This window comes from Sorangium sp. So ce1335, assembly GCF_051521615.1.
Lineage (GTDB): Bacteria > Myxococcota_A > Polyangia > Polyangiales > Polyangiaceae > Sorangium.
Genome location: NZ_CP150363.1, coordinates 11213384 through 11236644, shown reverse-complemented (window position 1 = coordinate 11236644; position 23261 = coordinate 11213384). Strand labels below are relative to the sequence as shown.

The 23261-nt window shown below is 71.7% G+C and carries 23 protein-coding genes; 5 read left to right on the top strand and 18 right to left on the bottom strand.

From position 1 onward, the window contains the following. Positions 1-9: 9 nt before the first annotated feature. The 14 genes from WMF24_RS42145 to WMF24_RS42080 are packed head-to-tail and all read right to left on the bottom strand — an operon-like array spanning position 10 to position 11477. Positions 10-483 carry a hypothetical protein gene (locus WMF24_RS42145; protein WP_437733115.1) on the bottom strand — a complete coding sequence of 158 codons (474 nt, stop codon included), beginning with the start codon at positions 481-483 and terminating at the stop codon, positions 10-12. 9 nt (positions 484-492) lie between these two features. After that, positions 493-1176 (bottom strand): phage baseplate assembly protein V, encoded by a 684-nt coding sequence (locus tag WMF24_RS42140; protein WP_437733114.1) that lies wholly within the window; start codon positions 1174-1176, stop codon positions 493-495. Then, positions 1173-2318, bottom strand: a complete 1146-nt coding sequence (locus tag WMF24_RS42135; RefSeq protein WP_437733113.1) for a phage late control D family protein — start codon at positions 2316-2318, stop codon at positions 1173-1175. Before WMF24_RS42135 ends, WMF24_RS42140 begins: the two co-directional genes overlap by 4 nt. 6 nt (positions 2319-2324) lie before the next feature. After that, the gene (locus WMF24_RS42130) at positions 2325-2600 is read right to left on the bottom strand and encodes a hypothetical protein (RefSeq protein ID WP_437733112.1); all 276 of its coding nucleotides are present in this window, start codon (positions 2598-2600) and stop codon (positions 2325-2327) included. 13 nt (positions 2601-2613) lie between these two features. Beyond that, on the bottom strand, positions 2614-3285 hold the full coding sequence (locus WMF24_RS42125) for a CIS tube protein (protein ID WP_437733111.1): 672 nt from the start codon (positions 3283-3285) through the stop codon (positions 2614-2616). Beyond that, positions 3282-3554, bottom strand: a complete 273-nt coding sequence (locus tag WMF24_RS42120) for a hypothetical protein (RefSeq protein ID WP_437733110.1) — start codon at positions 3552-3554, stop codon at positions 3282-3284. The genes WMF24_RS42125 and WMF24_RS42120 overlap by 4 nt, the downstream gene beginning before the upstream one ends. Next, positions 3551-5587 carry an ATP-binding protein gene (locus WMF24_RS42115; protein WP_437733109.1) on the bottom strand — a complete coding sequence of 679 codons (2037 nt, stop codon included), beginning with the start codon at positions 5585-5587 and terminating at the stop codon, positions 3551-3553. Before WMF24_RS42115 ends, WMF24_RS42120 begins: the two co-directional genes overlap by 4 nt. Next, entirely contained in the window at positions 5584-6723 is a 1140-nt protein-coding gene (locus WMF24_RS42110; RefSeq protein ID WP_437733108.1) for a Pvc16 family protein, read from the bottom strand. The genes WMF24_RS42115 and WMF24_RS42110 overlap by 4 nt, the downstream gene beginning before the upstream one ends. Continuing rightward, positions 6724-7938, bottom strand: coding sequence for a hypothetical protein (locus WMF24_RS42105; protein WP_437733107.1), 1215 nt, complete (start codon positions 7936-7938; stop codon positions 6724-6726). It lies immediately after the preceding gene. A 6-nt stretch (positions 7939-7944) separates the two neighbouring features. Next, positions 7945-8094, bottom strand: coding sequence for a hypothetical protein (locus tag WMF24_RS42100; protein ID WP_437733106.1), 150 nt, complete (start codon positions 8092-8094; stop codon positions 7945-7947). Positions 8095-8111: 17 nt separating this feature from the next. Beyond that, positions 8112-8939: a hypothetical protein gene (locus tag WMF24_RS42095; protein WP_437733105.1), complete on the bottom strand. Its 828-nt coding sequence runs from the start codon at positions 8937-8939 to the stop codon at positions 8112-8114. Between the two features lie 30 nt (positions 8940-8969). Continuing rightward, complete coding sequence (locus tag WMF24_RS42090) at positions 8970-9470, bottom strand: phage tail protein (RefSeq protein WP_437733104.1); 501 nt, start codon at positions 9468-9470, stop codon at positions 8970-8972. Between the two features lie 15 nt (positions 9471-9485). Next, on the bottom strand, positions 9486-11078 hold the full coding sequence (locus WMF24_RS42085; protein ID WP_437733103.1) for a phage tail sheath family protein: 1593 nt from the start codon (positions 11076-11078) through the stop codon (positions 9486-9488). A gap of 24 nt (positions 11079-11102) precedes the next feature. Next, a complete protein-coding gene (locus WMF24_RS42080; RefSeq protein ID WP_437733102.1) occupies positions 11103-11477 on the bottom strand; it encodes a hypothetical protein in 375 nt (124 codons plus the stop codon). 612 nt (positions 11478-12089) lie between these two features. Between WMF24_RS42080 and WMF24_RS42075 the strand changes: the two genes are divergently transcribed. Further along, a complete protein-coding gene (locus WMF24_RS42075) occupies positions 12090-13505 on the top strand; it encodes a sugar porter family MFS transporter (protein ID WP_437733101.1) in 1416 nt (471 codons plus the stop codon). Positions 13506-13520: 15 nt separating this feature from the next. Here the strand turns inward: WMF24_RS42075 and WMF24_RS42070 are convergent, their stop codons facing one another. From WMF24_RS42070 to WMF24_RS42055, 4 genes are all read right to left on the bottom strand, one after another. Beyond that, on the bottom strand, positions 13521-15128 hold the full coding sequence (locus tag WMF24_RS42070; protein WP_437733100.1) for a PAS domain S-box protein: 1608 nt from the start codon (positions 15126-15128) through the stop codon (positions 13521-13523). A 193-nt stretch (positions 15129-15321) separates the two neighbouring features. Further along, entirely contained in the window at positions 15322-15951 is a 630-nt protein-coding gene (locus tag WMF24_RS42065) for a LysE family translocator (protein WP_437733099.1), read from the bottom strand. Between the two features lie 172 nt (positions 15952-16123). Then, positions 16124-18247, bottom strand: coding sequence for a ferrous iron transporter B (gene feoB / locus WMF24_RS42060; RefSeq protein ID WP_437733098.1), 2124 nt, complete (start codon positions 18245-18247; stop codon positions 16124-16126). Continuing rightward, the gene (locus tag WMF24_RS42055) at positions 18244-18600 is read right to left on the bottom strand and encodes a FeoA family protein (RefSeq protein ID WP_437733097.1); all 357 of its coding nucleotides are present in this window, start codon (positions 18598-18600) and stop codon (positions 18244-18246) included. Before WMF24_RS42055 ends, feoB begins: the two co-directional genes overlap by 4 nt. A 522-nt stretch (positions 18601-19122) precedes the next feature. On the opposite strand from WMF24_RS42055, the gene WMF24_RS42050 reads away from it, so the two are divergent. From WMF24_RS42050 to WMF24_RS42035, 4 genes are all read left to right on the top strand, one after another. Next, positions 19123-20667: a type I restriction-modification system subunit M gene (locus WMF24_RS42050; RefSeq protein ID WP_437733096.1), complete on the top strand. Its 1545-nt coding sequence runs from the start codon at positions 19123-19125 to the stop codon at positions 20665-20667. Positions 20668-20705: 38 nt separating this feature from the next. Then, complete coding sequence (locus WMF24_RS42045) at positions 20706-21911, top strand: restriction endonuclease subunit S (protein ID WP_437733095.1); 1206 nt, start codon at positions 20706-20708, stop codon at positions 21909-21911. Positions 21912-21987: 76 nt separating this feature from the next. After that, entirely contained in the window at positions 21988-22674 is a 687-nt protein-coding gene (locus WMF24_RS42040; RefSeq protein ID WP_437733094.1) for a DUF433 domain-containing protein, read from the top strand. Further along, a complete protein-coding gene (locus WMF24_RS42035; protein WP_437733093.1) occupies positions 22661-22948 on the top strand; it encodes a hypothetical protein in 288 nt (95 codons plus the stop codon). The genes WMF24_RS42040 and WMF24_RS42035 overlap by 14 nt, the downstream gene beginning before the upstream one ends. The last annotated feature ends 313 nt before the right edge of the window (positions 22949-23261 follow it).

Sequence of the window (23261 nt, the reverse complement as noted above, 5' to 3'; positions counted from 1 at the left end):
TGTCCCCCTTCAGGTGATCGGCGCCGGCGGGGGCGAGACCGGGAAGACGACGAGGGTGGACGTGGCGAGCAGCGCGCACGTCGTCGCGATCTGCTGCGCCTTCTGGGAGACCGAGCCGTTCACGTCGGAGAAGACCGCGATCAGCTGCGACACGGCCGCGCCCGCGGCGATCGGGAAGGACGCGGTGCCCGGCGGGAAGCTCTGGCCCGCCATGTACGCCGCCACGCCCATGGCGAGCTGCGTGCCCGCGGCCTGGGCCGAGCTCGCGGCCAGCGCGCCTGCCGCCGCCGCCGCGAGCTCGGGCTTGCGCACGAGCGCGGTGGCGCACGGGAAGCCCGCGGCCTGCGCCGCGGCGAACCAGCTCGACACCGCCGTCGCGAAGTGATCCGCCGACTCGGTCACGCTCTGCGGAAACGCGCCGCCCTCCGGGACGAGCCATGTCTGTTCGAGCGAGGTCTTCAGCGTGTCATGGACGAGCGGCATGGTGGTGCCCTATTCGGTGAAGGTCTTCTTCGACAGGTGGCTCGACTGCATCGGCTGCGCCGGCGGGCCCGAGGGGCCGACCCCGGTCGGGTGCGTGTGGCTGTTGAAGAGCTGCATGAAGTCGTCGCCGAGGATCACCGCCTTTTGCGCGGCGTCGCCGAGCTTGATCTTGTCGGCCTTGACGATGACCTCTCCGCTCTTCGTGAGGCGGATCTCGGCCTTGTCGCCGCCGTGCGCGACCACCACGACCTCGCCGTCGTCGTCGAGGTAGATGCGGTGTCCCGCCTTTGTGCGCAGGATGTGCCTCTTCGGACCGGCCTTCGTGCCCTCGGAGGTGGGGACCTCGCTGCCCGCCTCGGTGCCGAGATCATCGGCCTGTCCGGTGCTCTCAGGTGCGCCCCAGAAGCAGCCGGACCAGATGGGACGGCTCGGGTCGCCGCCCGCGAACTCGATCCACACGGTGTCGCCGACCTCCGGCATGAAGAGGAACCCGCGGTCCTTGCCGCCGCCGTACGGCGCGCACGGGAGCGCCCATCCGCTCGGCACGTCCTCGCCCAGGACGGCGGGGACCCTGGCCCGGACGCGGCCGATCTCGAGCGGGTCGGCGTTGTCGGTCACGACGCCCTCGTACTTGCCGAAGAAGCGGTGCAAGAACCGCTCTTCGAAGGCGCGCAGCAGGTCCTCCATCTTCATTGCGGGGGCACCTCCTCGGCGCTCTGGCCGAAGTCCTCCTTGCCTGAGAGGCCCAGCGCGTTGCGCTCGGCGACGAAGGTCTGGGAGATCACCCCCTCGTCGATGGTCGTGCGGACGGCGCGCACGTAATAGACCCCCGCGAACATCCGCCCGATCCCCTTGATGAGCACGGGGCGGCGCGCGCGGAGCAGCCCGCGGTACAGGGGCGTGTCCACCTCGCCCCGCGCCTCGACGGCGAAGAGCGCGCGGTCCGTGGCCGCGGAGCCCTCGTCGGCGATGGCCGCCTCCGCCGGGAACGGGTCGCGCAGCAGGCCCACGGAGCCCGTGGCGCCCGCCTGCTTCAACCCCTTCTCGATATCTTCGCCGAGCAGCGCCTCGCCCAGCGCGTCGAGCCTGGGGGCGCCGTCGGCGCGGACGATCCGCTTGCCGATGGGGTCGATCGCCGCGCCCTTCACCCGGGCAGGGCCGCTCGTCGTGGCCTGGAGATCGAGCCACTTGAGGTTGGGGTCGTCGCGCAGCATCGTGAGGTCGGGCTGCGGGGTGTCCTTGACCGCGCGCGGCCGGAAATAGGCCGTCACCGCGCCGCTCTGCGGGTCGGGCTCCAGGTAGCAGACGAAGCCGTTGCGCCGGGCGAGGCGCTGGACGAGCTCCCAGTCGGTGCCGCGCTGCACGAGCAGCTGCCTCTTCTCCTCGTGGCGGGTGCCGGTGGCCTCGCCCGCGAAGGCGATCTGGTACCGGGAGAAGATCTGCGCCGCGACGTCGGCGTCGGTGACGTCCGGATAGGCCTCCACGCGCTCCTCCGCGTTGAGGAGCACCGCCGCGTCCATCGCGAGCACCTCGACGTAGGTGTTGGACTCGATGGCCTCGAAGTGCGGGCGGATGTGCGTGACGAAGCCATCGAAGAGGCGAACCGGGTTGCCGCCCGGGGCCTCGACCTGCACCGAGATCTTCGCGGAGGGCAGGAAGATGCCCTCGTCGAGCGGCGAGAACTCGCCGTCGGGCGACTGCGCGGCGTTGAAGCGGAGCGCGAGGACGGTGGGGTCCGCGTCGCTCTCGCGCACCTCGATGCGGGTGAGCAGCCCGAGCACCGAGGCTTCGATCGGCTCCCCGTCGACGGACACGAGCAGGCGCGGATCCGGCATGTTCCCTCAGCGGTTCGGCGGGATGAGGACGGGCCGCCCCGGGACCAGCACGTCGAACGGGTCGAGGACGTCGGAGGCGTCGCAGATCCGCCAGAACTTCTTCGGATCGCGGAAGTACCGCTGCGCGAGGTGATCGAGGCGCTCGCCCTCGCCGGGCGCGTGGAAGAAGACGCCTGTCGTGGCCGGGATCTCGCGGAGCGACAGGAGGGTGACGTCCTCGCCCGACGCGTCGGGGGCGGTGACCGCCTCGATCTTGGCGTATCGGCTCGTCTTGTCGATCACGGTAGGGCCCCTCTCAGAGCGGCAGGATGTTGGTCCCCTGCGCCGCGGTGGTGTCGAGGAACTGCTTGGCCATCTCGGCGCGCTTCGACGCGGTGAAGGCGAGCGCGTCCTGCACGGCCTTGTTGTCCTTGGCGTCGGCGTCGTTCAGCACCTCGAGCTGCACGTCGACCTCGGCGCGGATCGGGTTGAGCTCGCGGTTGTGGCGGGTCTCGTTGACATTCATCCCGGTGATCCGGACGGGCAAGACGCGCTTCTTGCCCCAGACGAAGAGGACCGTGGGGCGCTGCTTGCGCGCCTTGACCGGCTCCTTCCCGTCGGAGCTTTTGTCCTGCGGGCTCTCCGCGGGGTAGAGCAGGCCCTCGAGCGCGCTCACCTCTGGCAACACCCCGAGCTCCGGGGGGAGGTTCTCCGCGCTCTGGAGGCGATCGTCGAAGTCGAACCGCACCTGCACGGTGAGCGTCTGCTTGACGTTGCCGCTCGCCGCGTCGGCGCCCTGCTCGCCCTTGCCCGAGCCCTTCTTGGCGCCCTCGGTCCCCGAGCCGCTCTTGCCCTGCTCGACCTGGAAGGCCCGCGTCAGGATCTCGGGGTTGAAGCGGAAGGGGATCACGCGCTTTTCGCCGTTCGGGTAGCCGCCCGGCTCGTACGCGATGAACGCCCCGCGCAGGTAATTGACAGGATCGCTCACAAGGACCTCCTCAGGATCGCTGAATACAGCTCGTCTGCCAGGCGCTCGGCGCCGCGCTCGCTGAGCAGCTCGTCGGCGGAGATGGCCTCCAGCGAGAGCTTCTCCAGGGCGAGCTCCTTCACGCCCGAGCGCGCGAGGGGCGATCTGGCGAGGCGCTCGGCGAGCCTGCGCAAGGCGTCCTGCACCGTCTTCTGGACGGCCCTCTCGTCGGCCTCCTCGGGCAGGCTGAGCACCGAGATGCTGTCGATGCGGACGGCGATCCCGGTCATGCGCGCCCCCTCGTCCACGTGGCCGTCCGGCCGCTCGCGCTCTGGTTGCCGCCAGGGAGGTGGACGGCGAGCGGGCCGAAGTCGTCCTTCGAGCGCGCGAGGCCGACCTTCTCCAGCTCGCGGTACGTGGCGCGGACGAGGTGCTCGACGCGCAGCACGCCGTCGGCGTCGGCCGCCGCGAGGTGCGCGGCCGAGACGCCGATGTTGCAGATGCTCCCGCCCGCGAGCGCGAAGCGATCGACGAATGGCGAGAGGTCGAGGCCCTCGGCCCACCGCTCGGGGGACGGCAGCGAGCGCCGCCAGAGCGAGGCGCGCATCGACGCGTCGGGCATGGGGAACTCCAGGACGAACCGCAGGCGCCGCAGGAACGCGGTGTCGATGTTGCTGCGCAGGTTCGTCGTCAGGATGCTGATGCCCTCGAACGACTCCATGCGCTGGAGCAGGTAGGCGACCTCCACGTTCGCGTAGCGATCGTGCGCGTCCTTGACCTCGCTGCGCTTGCCGAAGAGCGCGTCGGCCTCGTCGAACAGGAGGATCCCGTGCCCGGCCTCGGCCTCGTCGAACACGCGCGACAGCGCCTTCTCGGTCTCGCCGATGTACTTGGAGACGACCTGGCTGAGATCGATCCGGTAGAGGTTGAGGCCGAGCGCGCTCGCGACGCACTGCGCGGCGAAGGTCTTGCCCGTGCCCGGGCTCCCCGAGAACAGGCACGAGAGGCCGCGGCCGAGCGGCGAGCCGCTCGCGAGGCCCATCTCCGCGCGCACGCGGGGCGACGCGCGGTGAAAGCTCACGATGTCGAGCAGCGCCTCGCGGAGCGGCGCGGACACGACGAGATCGTCGAACGCCGCCCGCGAGGGGATGTGCGTGACGAGCCGGCCCATCTTGCGCGCGCCCTGCGCGAGGAGCTCCGCGGCCACGCCGTCGGCGTCGAGCGCGGCGGGATCGCTGCCCGCGAGGCGCTTCTTCGTGCCTGCGGCGCGGGCGGCCGCGCGCACCTCGTCGAGACTCGCGCGGAACCTGTTCGCGAGCGCCGCCGCCACGGGCCCGCCGCCGAGCTCGGCCTCGAACACACGGCGGCGGGCGTCGAGATCGAGGTCCGGCACATCGACCGTGGGCCACGCGCCGGTGTGCGCGTTGTGCGGCACGAGCAGCACCGCCGCCGCGAGGTGCCCGGCGATCGCCCGGACCCACGGCTCCGGGAAGGCGCGCGCCTGGCAGGCCACGTGGATGTCGAGCACCGGGAGGCCGCCGCGCAGGCGCGCGACCTCGATCGCGTCGGGCGGATCGTCGGCGCCCGCGACGAGCAGCGCGGGCTCGCCGGCCACGGACGCGAGGTCGATGCCGAGCTGGCGCGACGTCCGCGACGCGGCCGCGCGCACGCACAGGACGCCGGACTCATCGAGGATCGCGCGGGCGTTCTGCACGAGCGCCTCCGGGAGGCCGAGCACGCGGGAAGGCGGCTCGCGGGTGACCGCGAGCTGCGTGGGCTCGACCTCCGGCACCTCGCCGAGCAGGTGGCGCCGCGCCTCGGCGGGCGCGAGGCGCAGGGGCACCTGCGAGAGCGGCTTCTGGGCCGCCGTGTCGAGGCGCTCCACGAGGCCCATGCGCTCGGCCGGTCCGCCCGCGATCGCCTCGGCGAGCGCGCGCTCGAACGGCACGCCCTGCGCCGACACGAGGAGCTTGGCGAACGCGGCGGGCGTGACGAGCAGCACGCGCTCGTCCTCCGCGAGGATGCTCGCCGCGGCGGCGCACTCCGGGTAGGCCTCGACGGCGGCGGCGAGGACGACGAGCCACGTGCCCGCCTCGGAGAGCCCGAGCCGGCCGCGCAGGCGGGCCGTCATGGGGTCCTGCTGCGACAGGCACGCTCGCATGCGGGCGCCGATGTCGCGGAACCGCTCGGGCGCGTGCGCGAACCCCGCGGTCGCGTCGAGCGGCGAGGCCTCGCGCCCGACGACCGCGGCCTCCGCGCCGAGGAGCGCGAGCTCGCGGGCGAGCGCGAGCGCGGACAGCGGGGGAGGCGCGGCGCTCGTCAAGCGGTGATCTCCACGTTGACGAACGGCGTGAACTGCAGGGGCACGGAGGGGCCCAGCGTGAGCTCGACGGCGATCCGGTACTGGCCCGGGACGACGCTCGGGACGACGAACTCCACGGACACGGGCGTGACGGTCGGGCTGACCTTGTGCACGTCGTCCGGGGCGTGGATGCCGCCCTCCGGCCAGACGTACACGAGGGTCGCGGCGGCGAGCCCCTGCCCCTCCAGCGTGAGCGCCGTGCCTCTCGGCACCGAGAGGACCTTGGGCCCGTTGATCGACCAGGTGCCCGCGGGCACGACGCGGAGCTCGGACGGCTCGGACCCGAGCTTGCCGCTCATCACCGAGACGCGGTGGGCGCCCGGAGCTATCGCGTTGGGTCCGGCCGTGGGCAGCGTGAGGCCGACCGCGCGGCCGGCGTCCAGGACATCGAAGCTCCCGGCGGCGAACTTCCTGGCGCCGATCCAGAGGGTGTCGATCGGGGACGCGAACGCGCCGTCGACGCGCAGGTATCCCCCTTCGGCCAGGGTGCGAGGCACGAGGCGCTCGACGATGGGCGGCGTGGCCGTGGAGGGGCCCGTCAGGATGATGCCTCCCGGCGCGACCACGGGCGACACCGGCGTCGCGGCGAGCTTGCTGACGAGCTGGACCGGGCCGACCTCGTAGAGCAGAAACGGCCGGTGTTTTATCTGGAGAGGCGAGAACAGCTTCTCCATGATGTCCGGCGTGATGGGCACGAGCGCGAGCGACATCTTGCCTCTGCCGCTGTTGCTCGGGAGCGCCGGGATCGGCAGCTCGACGATCGGCGCCGCGTGGAACACGCGCAGCACGTCGCCGATGAGGCGGTGCGCGCCGACCGCGTTCTGGGCGAGGTCCGCGCCGTAGCCCGTGATCAGCACGAAGAGCGACAGCGTCGCGGGCGGCGGCGAGGCCGTGCCGTCGGGGTTCTTTGCATAGCCGTCGTTCCTGTGGGTCGCCTGCTCGTTGATCCAGAGGAGCGACACCCGGAGCTCTTCCGTCGTGACGGCGCCGTCGGGCGGCGGCCCCACGATCACGGTGCTCGGCGCCGGGACGATCCGCGTCTCGAGGACGTGCTTGATGACCTCGGTCGCGTCGTAGAGATTGGTAAATGTGGCCACTCACCACCTCCCGCCGAAGGGGCCGAGCGGGAGGCCCGGCTCGATCTGGTGAGCGCGCGGGGCGTGCACGACGGCCGGCCGCGGCGCAGGGGCGCTCCTCCCGTGGATCTCGACGCGACCGACCGAGATGGAGATGCTCGGCGCCGCGGGGCGCGGGGGCGCGGGATCGCGGCGCGGGACGGGCGCCGGCGCGGCGCGCACGCTCGCGGCCGCGGCGAGCAGCGGCGGCGCGGTGCGCGAGCGAGGCGGCTCGGGCTTCGGGGCAGGTGCCGGGGCCGGAGCTTGTCTTTCGAGCGGGGGCTTCGGCGGCGGCGCGGCGTCTCTCGAGGCTGCCTTCGCGGGCGGCTTGCCGGGCGCCGCCGCTGCGGCCGGCAGCGGCATCGTCGGCCGGAGGCCGGGAGGCCTGTCTCCGGGAGAGGCTCCCGCCTGCTGAGGTGGAGAGACGAGCGAGGGCGGGGGTGGGGCGAGGACCGGCCTCGATGTCCTGTCGAATCCGCCGCTCGCGGCCGCCGCGGGCGCGCTCGGCGCAGGCGCTCTGGGCGGCGCGAGCGGCGGTGCGGCCCAGCGCGGGGTCTCCGCGATGACGACCCTGGGCGCCGGAAGCGGGAGGTCGCGCGGGCCGGGCGCGGCGACGATCACGCGCTGCTCGACGACACGGTCCACGACGCGCTCTGTGCGGCGCTCGACCACCCGCTCCCTGACGACGAGCGGGGCAACGAGGGCGGACATGCGCTGGCCCTCCGCGGCCCGGCGCGGCGGCGCTACGGGCTCGGGCGCGGCGGCGCGGGCCGGGCTGGGGGCGACCTGCGGCCTCGGCGCGGGCGGCGCGTGCTCGCGCGGCGGCGCCGCGGCGGGCCCGGGGCGGGCGGCGGGCAGGGGCTCCGGCGCGGCGCGCGCGGGCCCGGGCGCGCGGCCGGCCGCGGGCGGCTCCGCCGCGGGCGGCTCCGCCGCGGCCGGCGGGGGCGCTGGCGGCGCGGCGCCCGCGGGGGACGGCGCGCGCGAGGGCCCGCGGTCGTGCGACGGGTGCGGCGCCGCGCTCTGGAGGAGCTCCGTGCCCGGCTCGGCGCCGGTGTCCAGCGCGGGCTCCGTCCGAAGGCGCTCGGGCTCGATCGCGCGCGCGGCGCCCGACGCGACCCGCGGCGCCGCCTCACCGCCGGCCGCGGCGTCTCCGGCGCGGAGCAACGGTCCCTGGACGATCCGCGACAAGGCCGCCATGGCGCGTCACCCTTCCTCGAGGGGCTCGAACAGGCGCCGGTCCTCCTCGGCCTCGATGATGGCGAGGTAGGCGGCGCGCCTCGGGAGCGGCAGGCGCAGGATCTGGTCCTCGCTCCAGTGATAGCGCGACGCGAGCCGGTGGACGTCGTGCAGCATCCGTCGCCCTCGCCCGCTCATCTCGGCAAAAAAAAAGCCGTCACGTCGAAGGGGCTCGAGAACTCGGCGCTGCACGCGGCGCACTGGACTGCCATGCTGAGATCGAGATCCGGGATCGCGGACTCGATGGCTCGCTCGATCGCGGCGCGCGCCGCGATGGGCAGCGCGCGCACGAAGCCGGCGTCGAAGGGCCCCTCCGCGCCCGCGTACCGGAGGAGCACGCGCGAGAGGAGGAACGTCCGCCGCGCCGACTCCGACGAGAGCCCGGCGGACAGGAGGTCTTCCTGATCCCCTGCGTTCGGGGTGCGCGCGAGGGCCGTGCGCGGCGCGGGCTCCGGCGGCAGGGCCGTGTCCGGCAGCCCGATCTCGACCTCGGCCGGCACGGGCCCTTCCGGCAGCGGGAGCGCGCTCAGCTTGAAATCGACCTCGTTCCGGTGGCCGCACGCTGGGCACGCGACGTCGAGGTTGACGACTTCCCCCAGCGAGAGGATCCGAATCCGGACGAGCGCGGCGTCGCGATCGACCGTCGACATCGCCCGGACCCGCTGGTACGCGGCGTCGAAGTCGGCCCCCGGCGCCACGGAGCAGCGGGCGACGATCTCGTTGCACAGCGCCGCGGTGTTGGCGTCGCGCCGGCGGCTCTCGACGACCTCTTCCTCGTAGCCGCTCATGGCGCGGAGACGGAGCTCGGCGCGCGGGAGCGCCCGCTCGAGGTCGCGCCCGGATGCGCCGCCGGCCGCCGCGCGCGGCGGCGCGACCTCCCGCGCGGGCGCGGCCTCGCGCGGGGGCGAGGCGGCCTGCGCCCGCCGCTGCGTGAACGGGTTATCGATCCGCTCGGTGGCCATCTCTGTGCTCCGTGGGGCCGGCGCGCCGGCTCAGGTCTCTGCGGGCTCCGTCAGCGTGGTGTCGCGCTGGAAGCCCTCGTGCTCGATCTTGATCATGGTGATCGCGACCGCGTTGGCGTTCGCGTCCATCTCGGGCATGGCCTGGTACTCGCTGACCCACGCGCGCCGCACCTTGAACCGCAGCACGGGCGTGCTCTGGAGGTTGAGCACCTCGATCGCGATGTCCTTGCGGTACTTGGCGAGCGACATCGCCGCGGGCCCGTCGAGGTTGTTCACGAGGTTGGCCCACTCCTCGAACGTCGTGTCGTGGGTGAGGCCGGCCTCCATGGTGATGGGCTCGAACTTCGTGCGTCCCGGCATCTTCCGGACGATCGAGGGATCGCCGGCCTCGCGCCACTCGACGGCCTCGGTCGTCTTCTTGAGGGCGCTCATCTTGGAGAGCCCCGCGACCGGGCGCCCGTCGATGAGCACGCGGAACTTGAAGTTCTTGTAAGGGTCGCTCCGGTGGCTGTTCACAGAGAAGAGTGCCATGGCTGCTTGCCCTCGCTACGCCTTCTGATTGACGATCTGGCTGAGTCGAACGACGACGAACTCGGCCGGCCGGAGCGGCGCGAACCCGACGGCCACGTTGACGATCCCGGCGATCTGATCGGCCTCCGGCGTGGTCTCTGCGTCGCACTTGACGAAGAACGCCTCGCGGGTCGTGCGGCCCGCGAACGCGCCCTGGCGGAACAGCTGCTCCATGAAGCCGCCGATGGTGAGCCGGAGCTGCGCCCAGAGCGGCTCGTCGTTCGGCTCGAACACGGCCCACTGGATGCCGTTGTAGATGCTCGTCCGGAGGAAGATGGCCGTCCGCCGGACAGGCACGTACCGCCACTCGGAGGAGGGCTGCATCGTGCGCGCGCCCCAAACGACGTTCCCGCCGCCGGGCTGCGAGCGGAGCGCGTTGATGCCGAGCGGGTTGAGGTCGTCCTGGTGGGCGTCGAGGAGGTTGTAGTCGAGGCGCCGGGCGTTCAGCACCGTGGCCTCCAGGCCCGCGGGCGCCTTCCATACGCCGCGGCGCTGATCGGTGCGGGCGTAGATGCCGGCGACGAAGCTGCTCGGTCCGACGAAGATCGTCGGGTCGCGCCCGACGCCCGCCGGGTCGCTGATCTCGAGCCACGGGAAATACAAGGCGCCGAAGTTCGTCGTCGTGAACGGCGTGGGTGGCGGCGTGGGGTTGCGGATGTACTTGGCCGCCTCGCTCGTCGCGTCCGTTGTCGACCTGTTCGCCAATCGAGGCATGTCCGCCACGCAGAAGAGGTCCAGTCGGGGGCGGCCTTCGGCGTAGTTCAGGGCGGCCTGCGTGCGGACCTGCACGTCGTTGTCCGCCTCTCCGATCTGCGCGGGCACGACCAGGAGGCCCGCGTCCGAGATGCCGTCGAGCGCGGACAGGAGCCCCTCGAGGTTGGTATTCGGGAAGTCCGTCTCGCCGTGGGTGCCGCCGGTCATCAGGCGGCCGGCGGCGGCCGTGACGATTTCCTTGTCGGGCGGGCTCGTGCCCGCGATGTCGGCCGGGCCGGCGGGCTTCACGACCGGGATGTCCTTCCACCGGATGTAGGAGCTGCGCAGGAGCACGTCCTTCGCGTAGTTCTCGTCGGCCGTCTCGGCGGAGAGCCTGTCCCAGCGCTCCACGACGACCCCGGCCGACGTGCCGGGGAAGGTGTAGACCACGAAGAGCCGGAACCGATTCGGGTCGCCGTCGGTGGATTCGCCGAGGACGACCGCGAGGTTGTCCGACCACTTGCCGGGGGACGACGCCTCGACGTCGAGGCCGGCGCGCGATCCGATCTTCGCCGGAGATGCGGTCGGGTTCTCGATCGCACGCAAGACGTACGCCGACGTCCCGCCGTTGCGGAAGAAGGCGTCGATCGCGTACCGCATGATCAGCGATTTGGCCGCTGGCGCCACGCCGGCGTGGCGCTTGAAGCCGCCGAACACGCGCTCGTAGTCGGCCACCCCCTTGATCTTCGTGGGCGCGAGCGGCCCGCGCTCGGTCTCTCCGACGAAGATGGCGGTGGACGTCCCGGCGGCCTCGATCGCGCGCGCCCCGCTGGGAACCTCTTCAACGTAGACACCCGGATGCAGACGTGCAGGCATGGTCACCCTCGTTCGCGCAAACGGTCAGTTGCCAAGGACGATGTATTCGATCGTCCCCCCCTCCGCCGGGCTGGCGGGCGTGGCCGTCACGCTGGCGAGGGACTTCGCCGATTTGTCCGGCGACCAGTGCATGAGGACGCCCCCCGCGGCGAGGCTGTAGACAGAGTTGCCGTCGACCTGGAGCTCGATATCGGCGGCGGTGTTGTTCTGGAGGACGAAGCCGAGGACGTCGTTCACGGCCCCGAACGCGATATCGATAGCGGTGTTCGCCCCGGCCGCGACATCGATCGTCCCCGAACAAGAGGCCGAATACGCAAAAGCCACACGGAATCCCTGCGTGAGTGAGCCGCCCCCGCTCGGGCTGTAGGACACGCTCGATGTGAACATCGCGTTCGCCATGGTCGCCACCTCCTCCAAGCAAATAGGGGTCTGCGACCGGGCAACCCGCACCGGCCCCGTCATGCGACCCGATCTGGAGCGCTATCAGCTCGAAAGCTGTGTGACAAGCGCGCCCGCGGTAGGTCGGCGCTATGGAAGCGAAATCATTGAAAGTACGGAGGCGGGTCGGGCATTGAAATATTTTTCCGCTGGACGTTGGGGCATTTCTGTGTTTGCGGCGCGGACGGAGCTCCATTGCGCCGCAGGAATCCTCGCGCGCTCCCGGCGCCCACAAGCACAGGAGCGCTGTGCGTTGCTCGGCTTGTATCGACTCGAAGGAATGTCGCGTCGCCCGAGCTCCATCGAGCGTCTATCCCAGCTGTTCGCCCGTCCTGAAGGCCACGCCGCAGATCCCGAGGGAGGCGTCGCGCTTCCACGCGGGGAGGCGCTCTTCGGCGAGACTCCAGGCAAAGCGTCCCTCGAATTGGACCGCGCCGGCGAGCCCGGCGGTGACTCCAGGGCGCCTCCCGTCCACCGCGCCGGTCAGCTCACCACACGACCGCGTCGCTGGATCCGACGAGGCCCGGGCGGCCTGAGGAAGCACGGCGGCACGCTTCGTGGTTCACCGGGCTCATGCGAGATCCCACGGCGCAGCAGGGGTACGGACACGCTGAGCAGCAGGTCTCGACCGTGCGGATCGCCCTTATCGCGTCCGTCGCCGCGCTGGGCGGCTTCCTCTTCGGCTTCGACACCGCCGTGATCAACGGCGCCGTCGGCGCGCTGGAGAGGAAGTTCGCAGCGCACGCGGCCACGGTCGGCCTGTCCGTGTCCTCGGCGCTGCTCGGCGCGGCCGCCGGCGCCGTGTTCGCGGGCAGGCTGGCCGACCGCCACGGGCGGACGCGGACCATGATGGTGACCTCCCTGCTCTTCGTCGTCAGCGCGGCGGGCTCGGGCGCGGCGGTCTCGCCCTGGGACTTCAGCGCGTGGCGGGTGCTCGGCGGCGTGGCCATCGGCGCGGCGAGCGTCGTCGCCCCGGCGTACATCGCGGAGATCGCGCCGGCTCACCTGCGCGGCCGCCTCGGATCGCTCCAGCAGCTCGCGATCGTCGTCGGGATCTTCGTCGCCCTGCTCGGCGATTACGCCATCGCGACGGCCGCTGGCTCGGCGGCGAATCCTTTCTGGCTCGGGGCCAGCGCCTGGCGATGGATGTTCTGGAGCGCCATCCCGCCGGCGCTGCTCTATGGGCTCGGCGCGCTGCTGATCCCCGAGTCCCCGCGCCACCTCGTCGCGAGGGGGCGCGCGACCGAGGCGCTCGCCGTGCTCCGCGGCCTCGTCGGCCCGGCCGCCGAGGCGAAGCTCCTCACCATCCAGAAGACGCTCTCGTCCGAGCGACGGCCCAGGCTCGCCGACCTGCGGGGGCGCGCTGGGTTGCTCCGCATCGTCTGGATTGGCATTGGCCTCTCGGCATTCCAGCAGCTCGTGGGCATCAACGTCATCTTCTACTACTCGAGCGTCCTCTGGCAGGCGGTCGGGTTCTCCGAGCGAAGCGCCCTCGCCGTCACGGTCATCACCGGCGTCACCAACATCGCCACCACCTTCGTCGCCATCGCGACCGTCGACCGCGTCGGGCGCAGGCCGCTGCTCATCGCGGGCTCCATCGGGATGGCGCTGACGCTCGGCACCATGGCGGCCGTGTTCGGCGCCGCGGGCGAGGACGCCGCGGGCAACCCCGTCCTGACGGGCGCTGCCGGGCACGTCGCGCTGCTCGCGGCCAACCTCTATGTCTTCTGCTTCGGGGCGTCCTGGGGCCCGGTGACGTGGGTGCTGCTCGGGGAGATGTTCGAGAACCGCATCCGCGCCCTCGCCCTCTCGATAGCGGCCGCCGCGCAGTGGCTGGCGAACTTCCTCGTGAGCGCGACCTTCCCCGCGCTCAAGGTGGCCGGCCTTGGCGTCGCCTGCGGGCTCTACGCCGCCGCCGCCGCGGCCTCGCTGGCGTTCGTCGTCGCCTTCATCCCCGAGACGAAGGGCAAGGAGCTCGAGGAGATGTGAGCCGCGCCGGCCGCGCTAGGGCAGCGGCAGCGCGAACCGGAACGTCGTCTTGCCGGCCGCGCTCTCGGCCCAGATCCGCCCCCCGTGGGCCGCGACGAGCCCTCCTGCGATGTACAGCCCGAGCCCCAGCCCGGCGGCGCCTCCCGCCTTCGCCTCCCGTGCCCGGTAATAGCGCGTGAAGAGCCGCGGCAGGTCCTCCGGCGCGATGCCCTCGCCCTCGTTCTCGACCGCCACGAGCACCTCGCCGCCCCGCCGCTCCAGCGCGACCCGGATCGGCGCCCCGGGCGCGCCGTACTTGGCCGCGTTGGACAGCAGGTTCGTGAGCACCTGCTCCAGGCGCCCGGGATCGGCCAGGAGCGGCGGGACGGCGCTCCGCACCTCGACGTCGACCCGGTGCCCCGCCGTCGCGTCCGCGGTCCGCTCCACCGTCGCGCGGATGAGCGCCGGCAGATCGACCTCCGCGCGCAGGAGCTCCAGCCGGCGCGACTCGAGGCGGGAGACGTCGAGCAGATCGGTGATCATCCGATTGAGCTGCGTCGCGCTGGCCAGGATGTGCCGCGCGACGTCGCTGCACTGCGGATGCCTCGCGAGCAGGGAGGCCTTGAAGACGATGGTGCTGATCGGCTGGCGCAGGTCATGGGCGATGACGCTCGTCCACTCCTCGCGCATCCGCTCGAGCTCCTTCAACGGGCTTATGTCCTCGCCCGCGACGACGGCCCCCGTGATCTTCCCCGCGCCGTCCCGGAGCGGCGCGGCGGCGACGAGGAAGGTCCGGTACGAGCCGTCTGCCCGGACGATCGCGAGCTCCTCGCCGGGGATCGTCTCGCCGCGCATCGACCGGCTCGAAGGCAGCTCGTCGAGCGGGACAGGGGCGCCGTCCGCGCGGCGCACGCGGCCGACGTATTGACCCCGATCCACCGCGCCCCCGATGCAATCGCGCGCGTGCGGGTTCGCGATGATGCGCTCTGCGCCGCTCCGATCGACGAGCAGGAGCGGGACGGGCGCGCTGTCGAAGATCGTTCGCAGCGTCCTCCGCTCGGTGTCGAGCTGCGCGAGCAGGCGCTCCCGTTCCTCGTCCGCCCGCTTGCGGGCCGTCACGTCCTCCACCTGGGAGATGTAGTGAATGGGCTCGCCGCGCTCGTCGCGCACCACGGACACGTGCAGGACGACGGGGATGGTCGTGCCGTCCTTGTGGATGTACCGCTTGGCGAGCTGATACCGCGGGATCTCGCCGCGGCGGAGCCGCTCGACGAGCCCCACGTCGGCGTCCACGTCGTCGGGGTGGGTGATGTCCTGGAAGCGGAGCCTCGAGAGCGCGTCGGCCGCGTAGCCCACGATCTCGCAGAAGACGTGGTTGACGCGGATGAACGCTCCGTCGAGCGCGACGATGGCCATGCCGATGGGCGCGTTCTCGAACGTGAGCCGGAAGCGCTCCTCGCTCGCGCGGAGCGCCTGCTCGGCCTGCGTGCGCTCGGTCGCCTCGCGCTCCTCCGGCCCAGCGCGCGCGATCGTGCCGCAGGGCGTCGCCTTGGCCTCGCGGCGCGCGCACGGGGAGGACGAGGCCGCGCAGGCGGCCTCGTCCTCGCGGCTGCTGGGCGCCTCGATCTCACCTGTCCACGCCATCGCCCCGCCTCGGTGCGAGCCATCGTTGCACGGGCGCCCCGCCGCCTGAAGCGTCAACGTGGTCGCGTCATGCGATGACATCCCACGATGCCAGCCTGTTCATGCTCGCCGGCCCGGCGTGGATTTCAATTCTCCCGGGAGGCTGCGGGCTGCCGCCCGTCTGAGTTCGAGCGGGAAGGCGGGGGGACGCGGCTCAGGGGCGCTCCAGGACCATCCGCACGCCGAGGGCCACGAGGACGACGCCGGAGACCGCCTCGAGCGTCCGGCGCACGCGATCGCCGGCCATGGCCGTCTGGAGCCGGCCGAGGAGCAGGACGAGCGCCAGGTACCAGGCGGTGTCCACGGCGACCCACACCAGCGAGAGGAGGAGCAGCGCTGGAAGCGTCGGCGCGCCGGTCGGCACGAACTGCGGCAGGAAGGAGGCGGCGAACACGGCCGCCTTGGGGTTCGCCAGGATGGTGACGAGGCCGATGCGGAAGGCGCTCCACCCGCCGGCAGCGGGCTCCCGGGCCCCCGGCCCCGCGTCGCCGTTGCCGGCCCGGCGGCGCCCCAGGATGGACTGGACGCCGAGCACGATGAGGACGGCCGCGCCCGCGAGGCGGAGCGCGTCGTAGGCGACCTCGGAGGCCTTGACGAGCGCCGTGGCCCCGAGCGCCGCGACGAGCGCCCAGAAGAGGAGGCCCACCTCGTTCGCGGCGACGGTCGCGAGCGCGGCGCGGCGCCCGCCGCGCAGGGCCTGGCGCACGATGACGGCGGTGCTCGGCCCCGGGATCATGGCCAGCACCAGCGCGGCGCCGCAGAAGGCAAGGAGGCTCGAGGTCATGAGTGGCCTGTGTACCCGCGGAACGCCTCGCCGGCCAGGCCCCGCCGCGCGCGCGCCGCCTCACGTCCGCAGCGCGCGCCGCCTCACGTCCGCCGCGCGCGCCGCCTCACGTCCGCAGCGCGCGCCGCCTCACGTCCGCCGCGCGCGCGTCACGCCCGCGGCGCGCGCCGCCTCACGGGATCCCGAGCAGACCGCTGCCCTGGTAGACGACGAGCGCCGCGACGTACGCCGCGACGTACGTGTACGCGATGACGAACGCCGGCCAGCGCCACGTCTTCGTCTCGCGGCGGATCGCCGCCACGGTGCTCATGCACTGGCAGGCCAGGACGAAGAACGCGAGCAGCGCGAGCCCGGTGCGCGTCGTGTACGCGCGCTCCCCGTCCGGGCGCCGCGCCTCGCGGATCTGCTCGGCGAGCGGCGCGGGCTCGTCGTCGGCGTCCTCGATCCCGAAGATGACGCCCATCGTCCCGACCATGACCTCGCGCGCGCCGAACGAGCCGATGAGGCCGACGTTGATGCGCCAGTCGAAGCCGAGCGGCGCCGTCAGCGGCTCGAGCGCGCGCCCCACGCCGCCGGCGATGCTCGACGCGAGCTCGGACGCGGCGGCCGGCTGCTCCGTCGCCGCCGGCTCCGTCGCCGCGGCGGCCGCCGGCTCCGTCGCCGCAACGGCCGGCTGCTCCGTCGCCGCGGCGGCGGGCGGCTCCTGCGCTGCGGCGCCCGGCATGGGCACCTTCAGCAGCACCCACAGCACGGCCGAGACGGCGAGGATCACGGTCCCGACCTCGCGCGTGAACCGCCACGCCGTCTGGGCGGCCTGGCGGGCCACGAGGCGCGGCTCGGGGCTGCGGTACGCCGGCATCTCGAGCACCATGGGGAGCGAGCGCCCGCGGGTCGCCGTGCGCCGGAGCACGAGCGAGGCGACGAGGCCGGAGAAGATGCCGGCGACGTAGAGCGCGACGAAGAGCAGCGCCTGCACGAACGCGCCCTCGGCGGCGAAGAAGGTCGTCAAGAGCAGCGCGTACGTCGGGATGCGCGCGGAGCACGCCATGAGCGGCACCACGAGGATCGCCGTCAGCCGCTCGCGCGGATCGCGGAGGATGCGCGTCGCGTGCACGGCGGGCACCGCGCACGCGTGCCCCATCAGGAGAGGGAGGAACGCCCGGCCGCTCAGCCCCATGAGCTGGAGGAGCCTGTCGACGAGGAAGGCGCCGCGCGCGAGGTATCCGCTCGCCTCGAGCAGCTCCATGGCGACCGTGAGGATCACGATCTGCGGCATGAAGGCGAGCACCGTCCCCGCGCCGCCGATCAGGCCGTCGACGACGAAGGAGGCGGCGAGCCCGCCGCCGAGGGCGTCGGAGACGACGCTGCCGAGCTGGCCGAGCGCCGCGTCGAGCGCCTCCGATGCCGGGGTGGCCACGAGGAACACGGCGGAGAAGAGCAGCGCCATGAGCCCGAGGAACACGACAGGGCCGATCGCCGGGTGGAGCAGCACGGCGTCCGCGCGGGCGGTGAACGTCCTGCGTCGCTCCGCGGCGGCGTCGCGGCGCGGCGCCTCGACGTACGCGGCGCGCGCCACCTCGTCCGGGTCCCACGCCGCGGCGGCTGCGCCGTCCCCGGCGGCTGCGCCGTTCCCGGCGCTCGCGCCTGCGCCGTTCCCGGCGCCCGCGCCTGCGCCGTCCCCGGCGCCCGCGCCGGACCGCGCGGCGCCTGCGCCGGGCCGCGCCGCGTCTGCGCCGAGCCGCGCGGCGATCGCGTCGAGCACGACGCCGCGCGCGCCCGCGTCCCTCGCGCTGACGAGCAGCACGGTCAGGCCGACGGCGCGCTCCAGGGCGCCGAGGTCGATCCCGCGCCCTTCGCCCTCGAGCACGTCGCGCTGGGTGGCGACGACGATCGGCGCGATCCCCTGCTGCACGAGCTCGCGCGTGAGCCGCAGGCCCAGCGCGAGCTGCGTGGCGTCGATCACCTGGACGACGACGCGCGCCCGCCCGCCCTCGCTGGCGCGCTCGAGGAAGCGGCGCGCGACGCCCTCGTCCGTCGCCGGGTCGACGACGGAGCCGATCGAGTAGAGCCCGGGGAGATCCGCGATGGTCGCGACCGTCCCGTCCGGGAGGCGGACGTCGGCGGTGAGGATGTCGACCGTGATGCCGGGGAAGTTGCCGACGCGCGCGTTGCCGCCTGTCAGCCGGTTGAACAGCGACGACTTGCCCGAGTTCGGGCGCCCGAGCAGCGCGACGATCGGCCGCTCGACCGCCGCCGCGGGGCGGGCCGCGCGCGCCTCGGGGGCCGCGGCGGTCATGTGCTCTGCCCCGCCGTGGGCAGGGCCGCGACGAGGATCGAGCGCGCGAGCGACGCGTTGATCGCGAGCTCGCCCCCCGAGCCGGTGCGCACGTGCAGCGGGCCGCCGAACGCCGCGCGCCGGATCACCGTCAGCGTCTGCCCGGGGCCGAGCCCCATCGCGCCGAGCCATCCGGCGAGATCCGCGTCGAGGCCGACGTCGACGACGATCGCCTGCTCCCCGGCGCGCACCGCCGCGAGCGGGCCCGCGGCGGCAGCGTCGTGCGCCTCGCGGGGCCGCGCGGACGCGTCCGTCGGTTTCGGCGTGGAGGAGCTCGGGTCGAGCGGGAGAGGGGGCGATGCGCTGGAGGTCATGATCCGTTGCTGATGATAATGAAATTGTAAGTCGTTTTCATCAAGTGCGCCGGCCCCAAGTTGTCATCCCTGTGCGGCGCCGGTGTCCGCTGCGGCGCCGGAGCCCGCTCGCGACGGAAGGCGAGCGCCGGGGTGCAAGCCGGCTCTAGCACGCGCCGTGCTCGTCCGGGGCGCGAATCGGGCGGCACGGGGGCCTTGCCCACCGGCCCTGCGGGGGCGGCGCGGGGAGCAGGAGCGGCGCAGGGGGAGGGGAGCGTCGTCCTGAAGCCCGCTCGGGACCTGGCGCACGCTCGATCGGCGCTCCGGCGAGCAGCCATCGCGCACCTGCCGACATTGCGGATCGGGCGCCATGTGCCAGTATTCGCAGTAATTTTACATACTTGCATGCAAGTACATGCCCGGCCGCTCGATACCTCACCTCGTCGGGAGGCTTGCCGCTCGAGCAACCGCGGCCGTTGTGCGAGCGCGGGCCGATTCTGGGCGAGACACCGGACCCTCGTCCTCGGGTACAAGGACGGTCCGATGCCCCTTCCCGCCGACTTCGAGAAGCGCCTCTGGGCTGCCGCCGACCAGCTCTGGACAAACTCTGCCCTCCAGCCGTCCGAGTACGCGACGCCGGTCCTCGCGCTGATCTTCCTGAAGTACGCCGATCACCGCTTCGCCGAGGCCGAGAAGAAGCTCGCCTCGTCCCGGCGCCGGGGCGGCGTCGGCAAGGACGACTACCATGCCGAGGGGGTCCTCTTCGTCCCGGAGAAGGCCCGCTTCGGCCGCCTGCTCCAGCTCCCCGAGGGGGCCGACATCGGCAAGGCGCTCAACGACGCGATGAAGGCGATCGAGGCGGAGAACGAGGACCTCAAGGAGGTCCTGCCGAAGACGTACGGCCGCTTCGACGCGAAGACGCTCAAGGAGCTGCTCAAGATCTTCGGCACCATCCCGGAGAATGTGGAGGGCGACGTCTTCGGCCGCATCTACGAGTACTTCCTCGGCAACTTCGCCCCGCGCACGCTGCAGAAGGGCGGCGAGTACTTCACGCCGTACTCGGTCGTGCGCCTGATCGTCGAGGTCATCGAGCCGTACCACGGCAGGATCTACGACCCGTGCTGCGGCTCCGGCGGCATGTTCGTGCAGAGCGCCAACTTCATCGCCGAGCACCAGAAGCGGCCTTCGGACGAGATCGCCGTCTACGGGGTCGAGAAGCTCGAGCAGACGCTGCGGCTCGCGAAGATGAACCTCGCCGTACACGGCCTCTCCGGCGACATCCGCATGGCGAACACCTACTACGAGGACATCCACGAGCAGGTCGGCAAGTTCGACTATGTGATGGCGAACCCGCCATTCAACCAGAACGCCGTTGACAGGGAGCGGATCAAGGACGACAGGAAGCGGTTCCCGTTCGGGATGCCCTCGGTCGACAGCGCGAACTACCTCTGGATCCAGCTCTTCTACAGCGCGCTCAGCGCCGCGGGCCGCGCCGGGTTCGTGATGGCGAACAGCGCCAGCGACGCGCGGGGCAGCGAGCTCGAGCTCCGGCGGAAGCTGATCCAGACGGGCGCGGTCGACGTGATGGTCACGCTGAGCTCGAACTTCTTCTACACCGTCACCCTGCCCGTCACGCTCTGGTTCCTCGACAGGGGCAAGGCGAAGGGGCCGCGCAAGGACAAGGTGCTCTTCATCGACGCGCGGCATGTCTACCGGCAGGTCGACAGGGCGCATCGGGAGTTCACGGCCGAGCAGATCGAGTACCTCGCCAACATCGTGCGGCTCTACCGGGGCGAGAAGCCGGAGAACCTGCACGGGAGCAGCAAGCTCGTGAAGGAGAGCTTCCGGAAGGGGAAGTACGTCGACGTGCCGGGGCTGTGCAAGGTGGCGACGCTCGGGGAGATCGAGGCGCAGGGGTTCAGCCTGAATCCGGGGCGCTACGTCGGCGTCGCCGACCGTGCTGCCGAGGACTTCGACTTCAAGGAGCGCCTCGAAGAGCTGAACGAGGAACTCGAGCGGCTGAATGGCGAGGCGCGGGAGTTCGAGGCGAAGATCGCCGAGAACGTCGCGGCGCTGCTGGAGGCGTGATGCGTGGCCAGTATCGACTCGGTGACGGGTGCTCGATCATGCATGGCTACGCATTCAGCGGCATGATGGAGTCGGAGGATGAGTCAATTCCGATTGTCGTGAACATCGGCAACTTCAAATACGACGGAGGGTTTCGGTTCGAGAGCACCAAGATTCAGCGCTACGCTGGAGAGTATCCCGAGCGCTTCCGGCTCGCGCCAGGTGACGTACTTCTCGTGATGACGTGCCAGACGGCTGGGGGCGAGATCCTTGGCATTCCTGGTCGCATTCCCGATGATGGTCGGCTGTATTTGCACAATCAGCGACTCGGGAAGGTCGTGATCACCAAGCCCAACGAGCTCGACCTTGAGTATCTATACTACCTGTTCCTCTCTCCACAGTTCAATGCACATCTCGTCGCAACTGCAAGCGGTGCGAAAATCCTCCACACGGCGCCGTCGCGGATCGGGAGTTTTACATGGCTCCGACCACCGCTCTCGGTGCAGCGCCGCATCACCGACATCCTCTCCGCTTATGACGAACTCATCGAGAACAACACGAAGCGGAACCGGTTACTCCAGAAGCAGACCGACCTGGTGTTTGCGCAGGTCGAAGCTGAAGTTGCCCGGTGTACCGAGCAGATGAAACTCGGAGAAATCGCCGATTCGTCCGGAGGGACAATCCGAACGGGACCGTTCGGAAGCCAACTTCACGAGTCGGACTACACGCCTGAAGGCACGCCGGTCGTCATGCCGAAGAACCTGATCGACGGCCGTATCGATACGGCGGAGATCGCTCGGATTCCGGATAATCTTGTACAGAAGCTTGCCCAACATAAGCTCTTGGAAGGCGACATCGTATACGGCCGACGCGGTGATATCGGTCGCCGGGCTTTCATCCGCAGGCGCCAAGCCGGCTGGCTGTGCGGAACCGGCTGCCTCAGGATCTCACTTCGCCAGGGTCCACTGCAGTCGCGCTATTTGCATCAGTACCTGGGCAAGACCGAGGTCGTTGCTCTCATCGCAAGCCGAGCGGTGGGCGCGACGATGCCCAACCTGAACACGTCCATTCTCCGGGATGTGTTGGTCGCCGTGCCTCCGCTAGAATATCAGCAAAAGTTCACACAATTCGCCCATGCGAACGACGAGTTGATGCATGACCTCATCGCACAGAACGAGGTGCTGCGCGCTACGCGCGACTTCCTGCTACCCCGCCTCATCTCTGGCGAGATCGACGTGAGCCGCCTTGAAGCCCCCGACGCGTGATCGTCCGCTCGCACTGATCGCACCCGAGCCGCGCATCAGCCGCAATCTTGCGTCCGTGTGATAGACTAGGGTCCCCATGGCGCCGAAGGTGGGCCTCTACGACGGCCGTGCCCCGGAGCAACTCCCGGCGTACCCGGTTTCTCGCGTCGCGCGGATCGTCCGTGTATCCCCGTCCACCCTCCGCCTCTGGGCCTTGGGCGACGGCCAGTACAAGGCCCTCTTCAAGCCGGCCGGGCGCGCCCCCCTCTCCCTCTCGTTCTCGAACCTGATCGAGGCCTTCGTGCTCGCCTCGATGCGGCGGGTCCACGGCGTCTCCATGGTGCGCGTCCGCAGGGCCCTGGGGTACGTCGGGAACAAGCTCGGGTACGCACGGCCGCTCATCCACGCGAGGTTCCGGACGGACGGGGCCAACCTGTTCGTCCAGGAGGCCGACCGGCTCCTGAACGTCTCCGCCGAGGGCCAAGCCGTGCTCCGGAAGGTCCTGGACGCGAGCCTCGCGCGCATCGACTGGGACGGGGACCTCGCCGTGCGGCTCTACCCCTGGGTCCGCAGCACGGGGAGCGGCAGCCAGCCGAAGACGATCGTGGTCGATCCGCGGCGCGGCTTCGGCCAGCCAGTGATCACCGGCACCGGGATCGAGGCCCGCATCGTCACCGAGCGCTACCGCGCCGGCGAATCCGTGCTGCTCCTCGCGAACGACTACGGCGTTGACGTCGAGGAGATCGAGGACGCGATCCGGTGCGAGACGCGTGAAGCTGCATGAGCCGTTCACCTGCTTCGTCGACCGGTCGCTCGGGCGCGGGCTCGTCGTCGAGGCGTTGCGGGCCGCGAAGTTTGACGTTCACCATCGGCGTCCTGACCTCCGGCGCGGCCATCGTCGTCGCGGCGTGGCTCGACGCGCCAAACCCCAGGGCCTCTCATTCGTCGGCTGGCTCCGCGCCGGCCTGCCGGTCTACCTCTACGTCTTCGCACGCTGCTGGCTGATCGAGGGTCGTGCCCGCGAGCGGGGCGCCCGCGGGCTCAGCGACAAGCAGTAGCCGCGCCCACCCGGGTTGCCGGACGACCCGCCGCGCCAGGCGCCCGACCAGCCGCCGGACGACCCTCCCCTACATCGCGCTGGTCGGCGACCCCGCGAGGTCCCGTTGCAGCACCCCCGCCGGGAGGCCCGGAGCCGTCCCGGCACCTCCGCGCGGGGGGCGCGACACGCCGTGAACCCGTCCGGGGATCTGCCTCGTCCATCCAGGAGATGGGTGGCACCCATCTCCCGATGGACGTGCCTCCAAGAAAAGATGGGTGGCACCCATCTCCGCGATGGACGTGCCTCCAAGAAAAGATGGGTGGCACCCGTCT